We start from the raw sequence: 18679 nt of genomic DNA on the forward strand, positions 1-18679 counted from the left end.
GGTTATGAAAGTAAGTTTGGAATGGTTGCGGGAGTTAGTTGATATAGAGCAAAGCGCCGAAGAGCTAGCCGAAACTTTAACTCGAGGCGGAATCGAAGTTGAAGATGTCGAGAATCTTAACAAGGGCTTTGAAAAAGTCGTCATCGGGGAAATCATTAGTCTGACCAAACATCCGGATGCGGATCGACTGTTGGTCTGTGCAGTTAATGTCGGGCAGGAAGAACTGACAATAGTTACGGGAGCGCAGAATTTGCAGACGGGAGATAGAATCCCCGTTGCCTTAATAGGGGCAACCTTGCCCAATGAATTGTCTATTCGCAAGTCAAAGCTCAGAGGGGTTGCCTCCCACGGAATGCTGTGTTCTCGGGAAGAGCTTCTCCTTGATGACACGGTAGGATTAGAGCGAAGCGCCGACGGAATTCTGATTTTGCCTCAAGATGTGGTGATCGGGGAGAATGTGGGCAGCTATTTAGGGCGCAATGATAGTGTTTTGGATTTGGAGCTTTATCCAAACAGGCCGGATTGTTTGGCAATGGTCAATGTAGCGCGGGAAGTTGCATCCCTAACAGGTAAGAAGCCTCATTTGCCAAAGTGGGCGGAACCTAATCAAGTTCTCTCTCTTTCTCAAGATACAGATTTTAAAATTATTATTGAAGATGAAGAACTATGCTGGCGTTATGCCGGATTAGTGGTGGAGGATGTAAAAATCGAGCCTTCTCCGGAGTGGATGCAGAGAAGACTTAAAGCGGCTGGAGTCCGTCCGATCAGCAATATTGTCGATATAACCAATTACGTGATGCTGGAAATGGGCCAGCCTTTACATGCCTTTGACAAAGATAAGATCAAGGGGGATATTCACGTTCGTTCGGCCCATCCCGAGGAAAAAATCGTTACTTTGGATAATGTAGAACGGACCGTTCAACCCAATACCTTGCTGATTGCCGATGATCAGCAGGCTTTAGCTGTAGCCGGGGTAATGGGTGGGTTAGACAGCGAAGTAACTGAAGATACGAAAAGGTTAGTGATTGAATCCGCTCATTTTTCTCCCGTGAGTGTTCGGCGGACCAGCCGTCGTTTAGGCCTTAGGTCAGAAGCTTCGAACCGCTTTGAAAAGGGGATTGATGTTTCGGGAATTGTGGCAACACTGGGCCGGGTTTGTGATTTGCTTATAGTGTTGGGAGCGGGCCGTCTGGTAGGTTTGGTCGATGAAGTTAAACACATTCCTTCAAAACGTCAAGTGACACTATCCACTGAGCATACCTCAACGGTTTTGGGAATTGAGCTTACGGTGGGGGAAATACGTCAAGTCTTAGAAGATTTGAATTTTGAGTATAATGAAAGGGACGAATTATTTAAGGTCGAGATACCCAGCTACCGTTCTGACTTGGAAATTGAAGAAGATCTTATGGAAGAAGTCGCCCGCTTAATTGGCTATGACCGGATTCCTACCACCTTGCCTCAAGGGAATCAAACTCAGGGCCGGAGAACTCCTGAACAAGAGTTTCGGCGTCGGCTGCGCAATACCTTAGCACAATCCGGGATGGATGAGGTCTTGACTTATACCTTTACCCGGGCGGAATCTGATGCTCAGTGGGGCAGTGCCAAACATTCCATTCCCTTGCTCAATCCTTTGCGGGAAGAGCTGGGTGTGATGCGTACTTCGCTTATACCGGGACTTCTCGATGTAGCTGCACGGAATATTGCCCGGCGCAATATGGATGTAAGTATTTTTGAAATAGGCAACACCTATTGGGGTGAGGAACGGCCGCTGCAGAAACTTCCCCGGGAAGAATTGAGAGTTGCCGGAGTGGCTGTAGGCAAGAGTGAACGACATTGGTTAAGTAAGCCTGCCAATTATGATTTTTATTATCTAAAGGGAATTATCGAAGGATTGGCCCAGGAGTTTGGACTTAAACTGGAGTATCGGCTCGCTGAAAATCAATCCTTGCTTCACCCGGGGCGTTCAACAGATATTTATCTCCACAATCAATGCGTAGGCTTCCTAGGTGAGATTCACCCTGTGTTAGGAAAGGAATGGGGGTTTGAGCGAGGGGTTGTTTTTGAATTGGAAGTAATGGCTTTATTCGCCCGGGCAAGACAAACCGTTCGTGCTCATTCAATTCCTCGTTTCCCTGCCATCCAAAGAGATTTGGCGATTGTTGTAGCTGCTGAAACGTCGGCAGATGCGGTCATGGCTAAAATACGAAAACTTGGCGGGGACCTTTTGCAGCAGGTCGAAATATTTGATGTTTATACAGGCAGTCCGGTACCGTCTGACCACAAGAGTTTAGCCTTTACCTTACGTTACCAATCCCTTGAGCGGACCTTAACGGATGATGAAGTAAATCTACTAAATTCGCGGATTTTAGAGGGAATTCAGCAGGATTTTGGGGCGGAACGGCGAAAATAAGAAGCAGTGTAGTACAAGAGAGCGAGGGAAAAGTGTGGCACATGAACCGGTCAAAATCACTGTGGAGATTTTTGGAGAAAAGCATGTGGTTCGCGGTGAGGGTACAGCAGCATATATCCAAGGGCTGGCGCATGAAGTTGATAAAAAAATGCGTATGATTGCTCAACGGTTACCTCGCTTGAGTGTTCATCAAACTGCAGTCTTAACCGCCCTGAACTTTGCAGATGAACTTGCTAAGCTGCGAGAAGAACAAGAAACCTTAATGCAGCTGCTCGGCGAAAAGAATGACTAATTCTATGGCATTAAAAAACCAGGTACCTTTTACGGTGCCTGGTTTTTAGCTCTAGGCTAATATCATGCGGTCGGTATTCATGTGGGACCCGCTGGCTTTCTCAAACATTTCGAGCAGATGACTGATCGTCATATCATTACGTTCTGTTCCTTTAATATCAAGAATCACACGGCCTTCATGCATCATAATGGTTCGATTTCCGAAAGTAAGAGCGTGATCAAGATTGTGAGTAATCATCAGAGTGGTTAATTGCTGCTGCTTGGTAACGTTATTCGTCAGCTCTAAAACCTTTTCAGCGGTCTTAGGATCAAGAGCGGCCGTATGCTCGTCAAGGAGCAATAACTTGGGTTTTTGTAAAGTGGCCATTAATAGGGTTAAAGCTTGACGCTGCCCTCCCGATAAGAGACTTACCCGGTGGGTTAATCTGTTTTCAAGACCTAAGCCTAGCTTTTCAAGCTCTATGCGAAATAGATCCCTTTCCTTAGAACCGATGGCCGGACGTAAGCGGCGGGGTTTGCCCCGGCGGTAGGCCATAATAAGATTCTCTTCAATGGTCATTGAGGCAGCAGTACCAGATAGTGGGTCCTGGAAGACCCGGCTAATCATTTCTGCTCGTTTATGAGCGGGAAGGGGAGTAATATCACTGTTTTCTATGGTAATCCTGCCTGAGTCCACGGGAAAATTGCCGGCAATGGCATTCATTAACGTGGATTTCCCGGCTCCATTACTGCCGATAACCGTGACGAAATCATTAGAAAGAAGTTCCAGATTTACGTTATCTAAGGCTGTTTTCTGATTGATGGTGCCTTTATTAAAAACCTTCAAGACTTGACGGACGTTCAGCATTATTGCCCCTCCTTTCCACGGACACCCTGGCTCCATGAGGCAATCGTCTTACGAATATTGGGTGAAACTAAAGCAGTGATGACAATGAAAGCAGTAATTAATTTCAAATCAGTGGCTTCTAAGCCTAACTGCAGTACAACCGCGATAATAACTCGATAAATGATGCCTCCGCAGATAACAGCTACAATGGTGCGGCCAATGGAAGAGGTTCCAATCAATACTTCTCCGATAATCACAGATGCCAATCCGGCAATGATCATGCCAATTCCCATACTGGCATCGGCAAATTGAAGTTTCTGAGCTACGTAGCTGCCGGCAAAGGCAACTAAACCGTTTGATATGGAGAGGCCAAGAATTTTCATGAGATCGGTATTAACGCCAAGGCTTCGAATCATAAGTTCGTTGTCCCCGGTGGCCCTTAGCGCCAGTCCTAATTCCGTTTGCAGGAAAAAATAAATAATCCCACCCAGGCAGACAACGGTAATTAAACTGAGCACCAGAGCTCCGTATTGATTCATGAAAGGGAGTCTGGAAAATTTCGAAAAAATTGTTTCCGAGCCCAGGAGGGAGATATTAGCTCTGCCCATGACGCGAAGGTTAACGGAATAAAGGGCAGTCATAGTTAAAATACCGGAGAGCAACGGCGTGATTTTAAACTTAGTATGCAGTATTCCTGTAAATAACCCGGCTAAAGTTCCGGCTATAAACGCCAGTCCAGTAGCTAACCATGGGTCAGTTCCGCCAACGATTAACGAGGTTGTAGTAGCTGCACCCAGCGTGAAACTCCCGTCTACAGACAAGTCTGCGTAATCAAGAATACGGAAGGTCAGATAGACTCCTAAAACCATGATTGCATACATTAAACCCTGTTCAAGGGTACCTCGCGCTATTTGTGCGAACATCTTTAACACCCCAATTAATTTTGCTTGAGAACATTAGTATTCATTGTTGCCAAAAGAAAAGAACGATACTCCCACTTACAAGAAGTGGGAGTCGCTGCAAAGTTCGGTAAAATGTCTTATGATCCATTGAGAAAAAGACATTTTAATTTAGTTGTTATTTCACGATAACTGCTTTTTTCATAATATCGTCTGGTACTGTGATACCAAATAAATCAATGGCGGATTGGTTGAGTACTGTGTCAAAGTCTTTTTGGGATTCAATAGGCATATCTTGTGGCTTTTCGCCTTTAATAACGCGAAGAGCCATTTCACCGGTTTGTTTACCTAAGTTTTTATAGTTAATGCCGATGGTTGCCAAGGCTCCTTTATCAACAACACTGCTCTCTCCGGAAATGATAGGGATTTTGTTTTCCTGGGAGACCTGTACAACAGATTGGGCAGCGGAAACCACTACGTTATCCGTGGGGACGTAGATGGCATTAACTTTTCCAATTAAAGATTGGCTGGCCTGTAAAACGTCGGCACTGGTAGTAACAGTAGCTTCAACGATTTCTAAGCCCAGTTCTGCGGCTACGTTTTTAGCAATTCCAACTTGAACTTGGGAATTAACTTCACCGGCATTATAGATAATTCCTACTTTTTTAACATTAGGTATTAAAGCTTTCATCAGTTCGAATTGTTCTTTAATAGGGTTCATATCCGTTGTTCCGGTTACGTTTTTGCCGGGCTTATCCATGCTGTTGACGAGCTTGGCTTCTACAGGGTCAGTAACAGCTGTGATTAAGATAGGAATATCGGTGCTGGCACTTGCCATAGCCTGTGCGGAAGGAGTTGCAATAGCTAAGACCATATCAAGTCCCGCTGATGCGAACTTTTGAGTGATCGATTGGAGTATGGACTGATCTCCTTGGGCGTTTTGGTAATCGACGGTCAGGTTTTTACCTTCTTCGTACCCATTTTCTTTAAGTGTCTCTAAGAAACCTTCACGTGCAGCATCCAAAGCTGGATGCTCAACAATTTGAACAATCCCGATTTTTACTTGCTTTTGCGCATCGTTTCCGTTCGAGTTTGTTTCAGACTTTGCTGCGCCACATCCTACTAAACTCAGCAGCAACATTAAGCTCAACCCGAATGCCAGTAATTTTCTCACGATTCTTTCCCCCTTCTTATATTTAGACATAAAAAAATACACTCCCGCAGGGAAGTGCTTCCGCCCAACTCCTACCGTACAACCATGCTACAAGTTTTTAAATTAATTTTATCTTAAAGTATATACCTGAGGGTGTCAATAAGAAATTATTTCATTCTCAAAGAGTATTAAATAATCTATCTTTATTTTAGATAATTGGCTGAACAAGCGTGAAACCCCTCGAAATGGCAAAAAGTTTTGTAGAACATCGCAGTTTTCAAAGAACGATTTAAGGTTCAACGAAATACAAAAAGAGGAAATCGCAACATGATGTGGAAATAAAGTGGAAGAAAATGAAGAAAGGAGATTTGGAGTTTTAGGGCAAAAAAAACGAGTTTTTAACAACTAATACAAGGAAGGGTGTATGAAATGAACTACGATAGTATTGCGGAAATGGTAAATAAGTTGGTTAAAAATCCAAGCAGTCTTTCGTCCTCAGATCAAGATCAGTCTTCATCAGAATTAACGAAAAGCGAGTTTGCGATTATTCAGAATGTATTTTCAAAATATGGGGTTTCGGGGAACGCCGTGACAATTGGAGCATTGCCTTTAGCAGAGTGGGCTTAATTAGAAATGGGTCACCTGCTTAATCAAGTTATCATAAAAGAAATAAATGAACTCCTAGTTAAGAAGCAAATAAATCAAGAAATGATAAATATGATTGGATCAGCTTATAGAGCAGAAAGCATAACGGAGGAATTATTCCCTTGGGCAAACTTAACCTTTTTGAGTTGTGAGTGTGTAGGTGGAATCCCAGAAGTCGCGTTGCCAGGAGCAATAGGGATGGAGCTATTTGCCCTGGCAGCGGATATCTTTGATGATATTCAAGATCAAGATAATGATAATTTGCCCTGGCGCAAACTAGAGAACGCTGAAGCACTAAACCTAGCTCTTTGCCTGCTTATGCTTAGCTATGAAGCTATTTCACAAATACCGGAAAGTGAACTTTATAGAAATATTCACAAAATCATAAATGAAACTGGGCTTTGTGCTATTGATGGACAATTTCGAGAGCTTCGGCACAGTGATAATGATCTGGTTTCATTAGATCAATATTTTAAATTAGTAAGACAAAAATCAGGAAGTTTAACAGCCTGTTCGTGTTCAATTGGGGCAATGTTAGGTAGAGGATCTGAAGCTTTAGTCTCAAACTTAAGGTGTTTTGGAATTAACCTTGGGATAATGTGTCAAATAAGAAATGATCTTAGTGATTTTTTCGATTATGAAAAGAAAAATAATTTTATAAATAATACCAAAACTCTGCCTTATGTTTATCTATTAAACATTCTCCGAAGTCAGCCTGAACACTACAAGGAACTACTTACGCTCCAGAATAAGGGATTACGTAGTTTTGAGAGCAAAGAACGAGAGCAATTGGCTAAAATAGCTGCCGATGAAGGTGTTGCCCAATATTGTAAGGTAATGTATGAAATTTATCGCCAAAAAGCCTTGAATATATTGAGGGAGATACCTGTCCCGAAAAAAGACAAGGAGAAGTTGATAAAACTTGTTGAAGAAAGTGTGTAAACGGCAGGCATATTATTTCGTGAGTTTTGTTTTGATAGCAGCGGGGGTCTTTTATTATCTTGTTACTCTTAATCATCCTTACATTGGTGTTAATATGAAAAGCGTTAATGGGCATTGGATTATTAGCGGTATTGACCCTCGTGGAGATGGCTATGAAGCAGGAGTGAGAACGGGAGATATTGTCTTAAAGATAAATGAAAAGGAACCAGAGGAGTTCCCAAATTTGTTAAAGTGGCAACAAATAGAGGGTGCATCTTTAATAGAAGTGACAAAACAGAATCGACGGGTTAGTATTACGTTACCTATTAAAACAAATATAGTAAGAAACTTAACTGAAATTCCTTTACAGATCTTAGGTTTTGTTTTCTGGTTATTAGGGTTCATGGCTTGGGTTAAAAGACCATTTTTAGTACAAGCTCGTGCCTTGTTTTGGTTAAATTGGATTATTGGCATGGCCATCGTTTTGGTACCCGCTTCGGCTCGATGTATTTTTTTTGCTCGTGAGTTAGAATTAATATGCTTATCAATAGTACCTATTTTTTTAATAAATCTAGTCTGGGTGTATCCAAAAGATAGTAGGACGCGAACATATAACTTAATTCGTAACATCTTTATCATAATTTCGCTAATAATAATATCTTATATTATTTTACAATCTTGTGGTATTTTTAATAATGTAAGATTATTGCGGAGTATATTTACTTCAAATTTAATTATAGCTTTAATATTAGCATTAGGAAATTTGGGTCTATCTTTAAAGTTGCCTATAGAAAATAAGGTAAGAAATCAGGCAGGGATCCTCTTTATTGGAATGGTCTTAGGTTTCTTTCCATTTGTTTTTTTAACGGTATTACCTCAACTTTTCAACGTTCAACCGATTAAGTACTCTGATTTTAGTTCACTGTTTCTAGCCTTTGTACCAACAGCTTGGTATTATGTCATTGTCAATAAATATTTGCCAGATAGCCGACGAATTTTTGAAGCAATTGTTGTTTCTTTTATTCAAAGTATTATTTTAAGTATGGTTACTTCATATCTGCTCTATTCTCAAAAAATAATAAAAGCTATAAATATTGAAGTATTTCTGTTAACACTATCTTTCTCTATATTGGTTATTGTTATTATTAACTTTACGAGAATGATCACAAGTAAGTTATTAAGTAGATTGGCATTTTCTGAAGGAAAACAGACATTTAAACAAAGGATGCTTAAGTTAAATGAGAACCTGGTTTCAATTAATGAAGAAAAAGGAATATTTGAAGAAATCCTAAAGAGTCTAGGGATTCAAGGGGCTTATATCATCATCGAAAATCCTAAAAGGGGATATTTAACGAAAGCGGTCGGAACATTTTTAGAAAACCCAGATCAGCTAGCCGAACTAGAGATGTATTTTCAATCTTGTAATAAAACTAATTTAAAGGCAACTATACTTTCCGAAAACTTACCTGCAGAAATTTTTATCCCCGTTAATTCGGGAGATTTTTCATGTGGAATTTTTTTGGGGCACCGGCACTCTCATATCAAATTTAAAGCGGACGAATTGCCTCTAATTACCTTGATCTCCAGCCAGTTAACCCAACGTTTGATTACAACCTTTGTCATTAAAGAACTGTCCGTTGAAATAAAATCCTTGGCTCAACGATCTCAGGATTCATTACGGAGAAATCAAGGGCTTCAGGGAATCACAATTGCTTTATTTAGAAACCTTGAAAGAGAGAGAGCACATGTCGCCTCCGAGATCTATGACGGACCATTGCAATTGGGGCTGGATTTGAATCGATGGCTTAAGCACCTTGGAGAAGAATGTCCCATGGATGACAAGACTGAAAACGCTGTTTCCCATATGCGGGAACTAGTAGAAAATTTAAATTTCGAACTTCGTCAAATATCCAACGATTTACGCCCCACGGCTTTAAAGGATTTAGGTTTGCTGACTGCTGTTGAGTTATTGTGTAAAGACATAATGCTGAAAGAGCTATCCTTGATTACCTTAGAAACTATAGGTCTTAATAGAGAGGATCGCTTTCCGGAAGAAATTGAGTCAGCTGCTTACAGGTTTATCCAGGAAGGGATTACAAATGCAGTGAAACATTCGGGGGCAAATAAGTTGACAATCGGTATTGAAAAGACCGAGGCTAACCTTGAATTGACCGTTAAAGACAGAGGCAAAGGGTTTGAAACGAATAAGATAGAGGAATGGGCTTTGATAGGCAGCCATTTTGGAATTGTCAGTATGAAAGAAAGAGTAGAGAGTTTAGGCGGAAGCCTTCAGATTACTTCGCAAATTCATCGGGGAACAATACTTAAAGCGACTGTCCCGATTATATAAGTTGATAAGAATCCAAGAAAATTGAATAGAATTATTGGATGGGGAGTGGTAATAGTGTCCACTAATTCTGAGGAATTTGAAAAGGCGAAAGTAAAAGTCTTAGTGGTCGATGACCATACACTTTTTGCAGAAGGTACAGTCTCACTATTGTCCTTTGATCCTCGCATCGCCGTTGTTGGAATTGCTAAGAACGGAATGGAATGTCAAAGTATAATGAGTGAGACTGAACTTGATGTGGTGTTATTAGATATCAATCTTCCAGATATCTCTGGGATGGAATTAATCGAAAGAATTAAAGAAATCCAGCCGGCTGTAAAGATTCTCATGCTGACAGAATACAATCCCCAAGGGTACGTAACAAAATCCATAAGTAAGGGAGCTAATGGATTTCTGCTTAAAGACTGTTCTGTAAAAGAGATGGCCCAAGGAATAATAAGGGTATATCAAGGCGGAGTTTATTTTTGCCCAGAGTTAGAAACATTCCTTCAGCCGGTCGCTAAGAATGAAAAGCTGCATTTCCCCAATAAGCCGGTAGAAACCTTGCGTAAATTGCTCAATCAAAGGGAAGTGGAAATAATAGAATTGGCATCGAGGGGATTACATAACAAGGAAATTGCCCTGGCCTTAGGTATTAATGAACGAGATGTTGATCAACACGTTAGTAACATTCTGAGTAAATTGGAGGTAAATACACGCTTGGAAGCGGTCTTAAATTGGGCATATGTTGTTTAGATTAGACTACATTAGCATAAAAACGATAAGGTTCCTTTTATCTATAAAAGGTCCCTTATCGTTTTTGCTATTCTGAAAAAAGGAATCAGAAAAACATTCTAAAGAACCCATGGACCCGAAAGACAGGGCAGCTTCGTCCACAGAAACGAACCCATGGCATGGAGAGTATGGGGCTAATTGTACAAATCAAAGCTAAACAATTATAATAAAAGTTGGTGAGCAGCCTTTGTCAAAGGCTGCTATAAATGAGGGTACATTCCAGAAACAGGGGAATCAAATTATATGGAAGAACAATTAATTGATCAAGTTAATCTGGCCCGGCCGCTGGAACTATTAGCTCCCGCGGGAAGTTATGAGGCTTTTAAAGCTGCCGTTGAAAACGGTGCGGATGCCGTTTATCTGGGCGGAAAAAGTTTTAGTGCAAGAGCGAGTGCTGCCAATTTTGATTTGGAAGAGTTAAAAAAGGCAGTTAACTATGCCCATGAACGACAAGTTAAAGTATATGTCACCGTTAATATTCTTATTGCGGACCGTGAGTTCAATGAACTAATGGATTATCTTTATGCCCTTTATGAAATAGGTGTTGATGCCGTGATTTTGCAAGATATTGGAGTTGCGGATTTAATTCATACAATTCTCCCGGAAATGGAGATCCATGCCAGCACACAGATGACCGTGAATACGAGTTGGGGTGTAAATCACCTGGAATCCCTGGGTTTTAGCCGGGTCGTATTAGCACGGGAGACTTCGGCTGCTGAAACGAAGGCCATCGCAGAAGCTACACCTTTAGATCTTGAAGTTTTTGTACATGGTGCCCTTTGTATAAGCTACTCAGGTCAATGTCTTATGTCCAGCTTTATTGGCGGGCGGAGCGGAAACCGGGGTACCTGTGCTCAGCCTTGCCGGATGACTTATCAACTGATAAATGAAAGGAAAGAAAACCTTTTACTGCAAAAGAACCCGGGCGAACATTTATTAAGCCCGCGGGATCTGAATTTGGCAGAGGAATTACAGGAGTTAAAACGCATTGGAGTGCACTCGCTTAAAGTAGAAGGACGAATGAAAAGGCCGGAATATGTAGCTACTGTGATTAGGCTTTACCGGCAGGCCATTAATCGGGCAGAGGATTTGCAAGAAGGTAATCGCCGCTCTTCCTTATTAAGGCCAGAAGAGCATCAGGAATTATTGCAGGTGTTTAACCGGGATTTTACAAGGGGATTTTTTAGGGAAAATCCCGGAGCAGAGCTTATGAGCTATAACCGTCCGAACAATCGGGGAACTCGACTCGGGCGCGTGGTTCGCTTAGACCATGGCAAACTTTCCATTAAACTGGAGGCTGCCTTACACTCCGGTGATGGCATTGAATTCTGGACAGGACGCGGTAGAGAAGGGGTGACCGTCGGGCAGATCTGGAGAAAGGGAAGCCCAGGCAATGAGGGAGCGCCGAGTGAAACTGTTCAGATTGACTTTGTTGGGATGGCACATCCTGGCGATCGAGTCTTTAAGACAAATGATGCCCTGCTCATGGAAAAGGCCCGGCTAAGCTTTCAAGAGGGACGGGAGCAGCGAAAGAGTCCCCTGACCATGCGTCTGTCCGGACATATTGGCCAACCATTGTGTTTAGAGGTCAGCAGCCCTCAGCGTAAGGTCTCCGTGTATTCAACGGGTGAAGCCCAAAAAGCCTTGAAAAGGCCACTGACCTTCGATTATGCCTTACAGCAGCTGGGGAGATTAGGGACGACTCCCTTTTGGCTGGACAAATTAGAGCTGGAGATAGATGACGATCTCATGCTTCCAGTAAGCGATCTTAACGAAATGCGCCGCTTGGCAGTTGAACAGTTATTGCATACAGAAACACAACCCATAGTTGAGCGGCGAATATATGGACAACGATGCCAGCAGTGGAAAGAGAATCAAACCCAAAAACGTACGGCCTTAATCAATTCAAAAAGCACGAGCCCTCGGGTTTCTGTGGCTGTCAGTGATCCATTAACCCTGCAGGCTGCCCTTAAAGCCGGAGCAAAGCGGGTATTAATCGGCGGAGAGCATTGGCGGTCCCGGCGAGGATTCTCTCTTGCAGAGATTCAGGAAAGTTTTAAGGATTGCCGAAAACAGGGTATCGATTGCGTTTGGCGTTTGCCTCGGGTCCTGAACCAAGCTCAGAGTGAGAGTCTGCTCGAGGAGCTTAAAAAGGCAGCCAACTGGGAAGTGAAACCAAAGTTAATGGCAGCGAATCTGGGCGAGCTGGAAATGATGCAGAGCCTCAATCCCGCCTTGCCCTTTGAAGTGGATTATTCCTTAAATGTCTTTAACGAAGCCAGTCTGTCCTACTTCTGGGGTTTAGGTGCCAAAGGAGTTACTCTTTCTCCCGAATTACATCACGAACAGCTGGCTGGTTTAGGGAAATGGCCCGGTGTGGAGGTCCTGGTATTTGGAGATCTCGAAATGATGATTAGTGAATATTGCTTGGTTGGGTCAGCTTTAGGAGGGAAAAAAGGAGAACACTGTGCCAGACCCTGTGTGCAGGAACCTCATTTCTTGCGAGACCGCATGCGCTATGATTTCCCAATTGAGACGGACCGGGAGTGCCGGATGCATTTATTCAATGTTAAGATTCTGAACCTCTATGAAGAGCTTGCGCAAATACGAGGTATGGGGATTTCTAACATTCGTTTGCAATTGACGAGACAAAACCCGGGGCAGGTACGACAGATTGTTCAGTTGTTTACTGCAGCTTGGGATTCATTAGATAAAAAGGGCAATTGGTCATCCGATAGGGGAATGGGAGAGTTAACCTCTCTTTTCCCTGAAGGATTTACGAAAGGACATTTTTTTCGCGGCGTATTGTAGAGCTTCTTAGGATTAAGGAGGAATTATGAAAATTGATGATAAAGTCCTTAATAAGTTGGACTTTCCCAAAGTTTTAGCACGTTTGGCAGAGTTCTGCATTCTTCCTCGTGCAAAAGAATTAGCCCTTGCCTTGAAACCGGATGTTGACATAGAATTTGTCCGCATGGCTTTGCAAAAAACAGAAGAGGCTAAAAATCTTATGCGGGGAAATCCGCTCTTCTCAGTTCGAGGAGCAAAGGAAATCAGGGCTTATTTAGAACGTTGTTTACGGGGAGGAGTTGTTCATGGTGAGGAACTCCTTGAGATTCGGGATACTTTAAGAGTGGGGCGAAAGACGAAACAATACCTTCAGGAATTTCGAGAATCTTATTCTGGATTATGGGATATCGTATTGCCTATCGAATCTCAAAAAAGTTTAGAGGACGAGATATCCCGCTGTATTTCCGAAGATGGAAATGTAGCAGATAATGCATCCCCGGAGTTAGCGGAATTAAGGAGGAGCATTAACCGCCTGCAGAACCGTATTCGGGAAAGCCTGGAGGGAACCTTACGTAACCCGGTGTATCAGAAGATGCTGCAAGATCCCATTATCACCCAGCGTTCCGACCGCTATGTTATTCCTATTAAACAAGAGTATCGCGGCTCATTTCCAGGTATTGTTCACGATCAATCTGCCAGTGGGGCAACCTTATTCATTGAACCCATGCCAGTAGTCCAGCTGGGCAATGAATTGCGGGAAGTCATTCTCAAGGAGCACCGTGAAGTTCAGCGAATTCTGCAAATGCTTTCTGCTCAAATCGAAGGACGTGCCGATGAAATAGCCGATCTTCATGAAGCCTTGGCCCAGTTGGATCTGGTCATAGCTAAAGCTCATTTAAGTTTAGACATGAACGCCGGTTCCCCGGAATTAGTAACCGGGCAGCAATTAAAGCTTGTTCAAGCCAGACACCCGTTAATTAGCGGCAGAGTGGTTCCCCTATCTGTAGAATTAGGGATAGATTTTGACACGCTGGTGATTACCGGGCCAAACACTGGGGGCAAAACCGTGGCCCTAAAAGCTGTTGGCCTCATGGCTGCTATGAATCAGTGCGGTCTGCAAATTCCAGCGGAAAGTGAATCCAAAATGGGGGTTTTTACCCAACTATTTGCCGACATTGGGGACGAACAAAGTGTAGAGCAATCTCTAAGTACCTTCTCAGGGCATATGAAAAACATCGTCGATATTATTAACCGGGCGGATGAGCGTTCTCTGGTATTACTGGACGAGGTAGGAGCCGGCACGGATCCCACGGAAGGCGCAGCCTTAGCTATGGGGATACTGGCAGAACTCCACGAACGGGGCTGCCGGACTATTTCTACAACTCACTATGGAGCTTTGAAAACCTTTGCTTATGAAACGCCGCGGGTTAAGAATGCTTCTGTGGAGTTTGACACCGAGACTTTGCGGCCAACTTACCGGTTATTGATCGGAATTCCAGGCAAAAGTAATGCCTTTACCATTGCAGGACGCTTAGGATTAAGCGAGGGGGTCTTGGCCAAGGCTAATACCTTTGTCACAGAACGGGAAATGCAGGTGGCCGATCTTATTGAAAATCTGGGTGAGACCCGCCGTGAGATTGAAATAGAGAAGCTCAAGGCTGAAACCGGGCGGCAAGCGGTAGAAAAGCAAAGTAAAGCTTTGGAGGAAAAGTCAAATCGCCTGGATGAGGAAGTTGAAATATTATTGGCCTTGGCCAGGGATGAAGCCAGTGAGCTTGTTCGTGAAGCCAAACGAGAAGCCGAGGCCCTTATTGAAGAATTGAAATCTGCCTTGAAAAAGGAAAACAAGCAGCAGCAAGATATTGAAAAAGCTCGCCAAGGATTCCGGAAAATTTCGGCGAAATTGGATCAAGGCCGTCAAATTAAACGCACAGGCGGTGAATTGACAGCTGATCAGATAATGCTGGGACAAACAGTTTATATGACAAAAGTTAAACAGAAAGGCCAAGTTGTCAAGCTGCCCAATGCTAACGGGGAAGTTCAGGTTCAGGCAGGTATTATGAAAGTCATGGTACCTCTGACAGAGTTGAAGTTAGCTCAAGAAGAAAAAAAAGCGGCACCTAAACGAGCAAGGGAAATGGGCATGGGCTTTCGGAAGGCTGAAGAGATCCGCAGCGAAATCGACCTGAGAGGCATGCTGGTTACGGAAGGAACGGAAGCCTTAGATAAGTATATGGATGATGCCGTCCTGGGCGGAATCGGTATGATTTATGTGATTCATGGCAAGGGCACGGGCGCTATGCGGGCAGGAATCCATGATTTCCTTAAAGGACATCCTCATGTCAGAAGTTTCCGATTAGGGGAGTACGGAGAGGGAGATTCAGGGGTAACGGTTGTTGATTTGAAGTAAAGACAAGAGTATTAAAAAAACAGCATCGGGACTTTTTTAAGTCCGACGCTGTTTTTTTTCTTATAACCTTCGATTGGAAGTCTCCGGTTAATCTGTTAGTACCAATTTAACAGTATTAGATGAAGGGCCGATCTTTGATTCGCTTGGATCTTTAAAACAAGCACTGAAATAGTAAGGGCCGGGAGTAGGCGCTTTGTCATTTAGGGCTAAGGAAAAGGAGAGGAATCCTTTTGTATAATTCACAAGAAAGTTGCCAAGAGGCTGACCTGAACGCTGTACATAGACAACAGCGGTGTATTTATCAGTTCCGGAAGGGGCTGTGACAGGAATCTTGACCGTAGAGGTTTTGGGATCATAAATGACCTGACCAAGCAAAGGTGTCGGTATTTTAGAGTCTTGTGGGAGGTTGGCGTTGTCCAGAGGGTCCAAGATACTGGAATCTAATGTTGGTTGTTCAACAGGATCAGGTGCTATCTCTGTAGGAGGTTTATAGGGAGCTTCGTCAGATGGCCAGGTCCAAGAAGGATCGCGGTTAGGCAGATTTAAGAAAGTTTTTGTGATTGTATTGGTAGAATTGGGAGATGCCAGCATAGTTGGATTATCGGCGTCTACTTCTTTTTGCACCCAAACATCACTTGTCCGAGTTGGCAAATCACCTTGGGCAGCTATTTCCGTGCCGATGAAGTTCGAGGGTGTCAAGCTGCTGGGAAGAAGTCCTGATTTTTTATCATAGGAGCCGCTGACAATCCCCGATGGCTGTTCAAATTTTGTTTGGACTGGGAGATCTTCATGGGCTGCTTGCATGACCTGTTTCCAAATCAAGGCGGGGTAGCTGCCTCCATAGACGCTGTGCAGGTAATAGGGTCCGGGGGCGCCATTGATGTCTGGGTTAGAATCAAACCCCAGCCAGACGACCGCCGCATATTTTGGGGTATATCCAGCAAACCAAGCGTCTGTATTACCCGTCCTGTTTTTGAGATTATCAGGCAAGGAAGAAGTACCGGTTTTGCCGGCTACAGCCCAATTTCCAAACTGGGCATTATAACCGGTTCCGTTGGTAACCACACTGCGCAGCATATTGTTAACAATGTAGGCTGTTGTTTCCTTCATAACCCGGTTTTTGGTGATTTTAGGGGTTATTACTGTATTTCCTTTAGCATCGTCGACTTTCACGATGGCATGATCAGAGACCTTAACTCCGTTGTTGGCGTAGACGCCATAAGCCGCAGCCATATCTTGGGTACTGGCATGAGCGGTACCTAAGGCCAGGCTTAATACTTGATCCTGAGGCTCAAGAGGCAGGCCAAGATTATTTTTACCAAAGGCCCAGCCATAATCCACGCCAATTAAATCAAGCAATTTGACGGCATAGATGTTGACGGACTCTTCTACAGCGTAACGCATGGTAATTAGGCCTTTCCAGCCTTGGGTAATAGTATCATAGTCTGTTGGCTGCCAAGCGCTGCCGCTTCCATCATTGTAGCTGACGGGCATGTCATCCAGAACTGTCCCCGGGAAATATCCGCCCTTTTCAATGGCCGGGCCGTAAACGACCAAAGGTTTGATAGTTGATCCGGGCTGCCTTTTTGACTGCCAGGCTCTGTTGAGACCTCGGGGAGTGTAGTCACGCCCCCCAACCATGGCCTGAATTTCTCCAGTGGTTGGGTCAATGACGGTCATGGCGCCTTCAACTTCCTTGCCATTAATTCCTTGAGGGAAATTTTTGTCATTAGCAAAGGCATCTTCTGCGGCGCTTTGTATTTTTGGGTTGACTGTTGTATAAATATGCAATCCTCCGCTGAAGATTTGATCAGGGGTTAAGTTATAGGTTGTTTCAAGTTCCTCGATCACATAATCGACGAAGTAGGGGAATTTGTAGCTGGCATTGCTGACTTCGGTTTTTTCTGATCCCCCGTTGTTAGCTTTCATAGACTCTACATAGGTAAAGGGTTCATCCTTTGCTTCATCGTACTCTTGAGAGGTGATGATCCCGGAATCGCGCATGACTCCCAGAACTACAGTACGGCGAGCTTTGGCGTCATCAGGGTGAACGAATGGGTTATATTGACTGGGTGCCTGAGGCAAACCGGCCAATAAAGCAACTTCTGCGGGGGTTAAATCCTTAAGTTCCTTGCCGAAGTAAGTTTTGGCAGCGGCTTGAATGCCAAACGATGATTCACCGAGGAAAATTCTGTTTAAGTAAAAGGTAAGAATTTCGTCCTTAGTATATTCCCGTTCCAGTTGAATCGCCAGAATTGCTTCCTGAACCTTACGGGTTAATTTTTTTTCAGTAGGGTTTGCGATAAAGGCATTACGGGCAAGCTGAATGGTGATCGTACTGGCCCCTTCTCGAGCGCTCCTGGTCCGAATGTCGTTTAAAGCAGAGCCAATAATCCGAATTGGATCCACTCCAAAGTGCTGTTCAAAGCGTTTGTCCTCAACGGCGATAAATGTCTTCTTGACAATATCCGGGATCTGGGAGAACTCCACCGTTTGGCGATTTTCATAGCCATGTAAGACTGCGAATTCATTGCCGTCCTTGTCATAAACGTATGAGGATTGTTTGGTATCATTGAGTACGGCGGGGTCCCATTTAGGAGTGCCGGCGGCAGCTATCACTATGAAAATTGCTAAGCCAGCTATCATAAGTGAAATAATGGACGTAATTCCCAAGAGAATAATACGCCGTTTTGAGTGGCGTTTTTTGCGTTTAGAACCTCTTGGTCTTTTGGATGATGGCATTAAAACAACCTCCTGTAAAAAATGAATGAGGCTAGCGACACTATTAAATTCTCTAGAATTATACCACACTTTCCTAGTTACAAGGAAATTCAAATAATTTTAGGCCATTTTAGCTCAATTTGGACCGTTAAGCTGTGAGTTGCGAGCGGGCAGGAGACACTGTATAATATATTCAAAATGCAGGTAATATCTTAATAATAAGGTCAATGGTATGATTGAGAAGGAACTTGGCGGAAGGTTATAGAGAGTCGGTGGCTGGTGCAAATCGACCCGGAAACCAAGAGGTACACCTCAGGACTGGAGCTAATAACTCCCGGATCAGCTCGTTATCGCTGATGAAGCTGGATATCCGTCAATCTGACGGATTCAATGTGGGTGGTACCGCGGAAGTGTTTTCGTCCCTCAACCTTGGGTTGGGGGATTTCCTTATTTTAAGCCGAATTATGGAGCAGGTCGGTTGTAATAGGGATT

The 18679-nt window shown here is 43.5% G+C and carries 12 protein-coding genes; 8 read left to right on the forward strand and 4 right to left on the reverse strand.

The features are described 5' to 3' along the window. Positions 1–4: 4 nt before the first annotated feature. Positions 5–2410, forward strand: a complete 2406-nt coding sequence (gene pheT / locus DESOR_RS00725; RefSeq protein ID WP_014182704.1) for a phenylalanine--tRNA ligase subunit beta — start codon at positions 5–7, stop codon at positions 2408–2410. 34 nt (positions 2411–2444) lie between these two features. Beyond that, on the forward strand, positions 2445–2702 hold the full coding sequence (locus DESOR_RS00730; RefSeq protein WP_014182705.1) for a cell division protein ZapA: 258 nt from the start codon (positions 2445–2447) through the stop codon (positions 2700–2702). A 51-nt stretch (positions 2703–2753) separates the two neighbouring features. On the opposite strand, the gene DESOR_RS00735 is transcribed toward DESOR_RS00730, so the two are convergent. From DESOR_RS00735 to DESOR_RS00745, 3 genes are all read right to left on the reverse strand, one after another. Further along, entirely contained in the window at positions 2754–3548 is a 795-nt protein-coding gene (locus DESOR_RS00735; protein WP_014182706.1) for an ABC transporter ATP-binding protein, read from the reverse strand. Further along, complete coding sequence (locus tag DESOR_RS00740) at positions 3548–4450, reverse strand: ABC transporter permease (RefSeq protein WP_014182707.1); 903 nt, start codon at positions 4448–4450, stop codon at positions 3548–3550. The genes DESOR_RS00735 and DESOR_RS00740 overlap by 1 nt, the downstream gene beginning before the upstream one ends. Before the next feature lie 154 nt (positions 4451–4604). After that, entirely contained in the window at positions 4605–5600 is a 996-nt protein-coding gene (locus DESOR_RS00745; RefSeq protein WP_014182708.1) for an ABC transporter substrate-binding protein, read from the reverse strand. Between the two features lie 408 nt (positions 5601–6008). On the opposite strand from DESOR_RS00745, the gene DESOR_RS00750 reads away from it, so the two are divergent. The 6 genes from DESOR_RS00750 to DESOR_RS00775 all read left to right on the forward strand — a co-directional run bounded on the left by DESOR_RS00750 (position 6009) and on the right by DESOR_RS00775 (position 15466). Then, the gene (locus DESOR_RS00750) at positions 6009–6206 is read left to right on the forward strand and encodes a hypothetical protein (protein WP_014182709.1); all 198 of its coding nucleotides are present in this window, start codon (positions 6009–6011) and stop codon (positions 6204–6206) included. Between the two features lie 6 nt (positions 6207–6212). After that, entirely contained in the window at positions 6213–7166 is a 954-nt protein-coding gene (locus DESOR_RS00755) for a polyprenyl synthetase family protein (protein ID WP_014182710.1), read from the forward strand. A gap of 19 nt (positions 7167–7185) precedes the next feature. Beyond that, the gene (locus DESOR_RS00760; protein WP_158308989.1) at positions 7186–9495 is read left to right on the forward strand and encodes an ATP-binding protein; all 2310 of its coding nucleotides are present in this window, start codon (positions 7186–7188) and stop codon (positions 9493–9495) included. A 54-nt stretch (positions 9496–9549) separates the two neighbouring features. Next, entirely contained in the window at positions 9550–10227 is a 678-nt protein-coding gene (locus tag DESOR_RS00765; RefSeq protein WP_014182712.1) for a response regulator transcription factor, read from the forward strand. 282 nt (positions 10228–10509) lie between these two features. Next, the gene (locus DESOR_RS00770) at positions 10510–13077 is read left to right on the forward strand and encodes a U32 family peptidase (RefSeq protein WP_014182713.1); all 2568 of its coding nucleotides are present in this window, start codon (positions 10510–10512) and stop codon (positions 13075–13077) included. Between the two features lie 25 nt (positions 13078–13102). Then, entirely contained in the window at positions 13103–15466 is a 2364-nt protein-coding gene (locus DESOR_RS00775; RefSeq protein ID WP_014182714.1) for an endonuclease MutS2, read from the forward strand. Between the two features lie 87 nt (positions 15467–15553). Here DESOR_RS00775 and DESOR_RS00780 read toward each other — a convergent pair whose 3' ends face one another. Next, complete coding sequence (locus DESOR_RS00780) at positions 15554–18208, reverse strand: transglycosylase domain-containing protein (protein WP_014182715.1); 2655 nt, start codon at positions 18206–18208, stop codon at positions 15554–15556. Positions 18209–18679 lie beyond the last annotated feature (471 nt).

The organism is Desulfosporosinus orientis DSM 765 (genome assembly GCF_000235605.1).
Classification (GTDB): Bacteria; Bacillota; Desulfitobacteriia; order Desulfitobacteriales; family Desulfitobacteriaceae; genus Desulfosporosinus; species Desulfosporosinus orientis.

What these genes read in the sequence shown, in the direction of transcription:
- DESOR_RS00740 (WP_014182707.1), bottom strand. Translation starts at nt 4,450, where the DNA reads ATGTTCGCACAAATAGCGCGAGGTACCCTTGAACAGGGTTTAATGTAT.
- pheT (WP_014182704.1), top strand. Translation starts at nt 5, where the DNA reads ATGAAAGTAAGTTTGGAATGGTTGCGGGAGTTAGTTGATATAGAGCAA.
- DESOR_RS00735 (WP_014182706.1), bottom strand. Translation starts at nt 3,548, where the DNA reads ATGCTGAACGTCCGTCAAGTCTTGAAGGTTTTTAATAAAGGCACCATC.
- DESOR_RS00750 (WP_014182709.1), top strand. Translation starts at nt 6,009, where the DNA reads ATGAACTACGATAGTATTGCGGAAATGGTAAATAAGTTGGTTAAAAAT.
- DESOR_RS00770 (WP_014182713.1), top strand. Translation starts at nt 10,510, where the DNA reads ATGGAAGAACAATTAATTGATCAAGTTAATCTGGCCCGGCCGCTGGAA.
- DESOR_RS00775 (WP_014182714.1), top strand. Translation starts at nt 13,103, where the DNA reads ATGAAAATTGATGATAAAGTCCTTAATAAGTTGGACTTTCCCAAAGTT.
- DESOR_RS00755 (WP_014182710.1), top strand. Translation starts at nt 6,213, where the DNA reads ATGGGTCACCTGCTTAATCAAGTTATCATAAAAGAAATAAATGAACTC.
- DESOR_RS00780 (WP_014182715.1), bottom strand. Translation starts at nt 18,208, where the DNA reads ATGCCATCATCCAAAAGACCAAGAGGTTCTAAACGCAAAAAACGCCAC.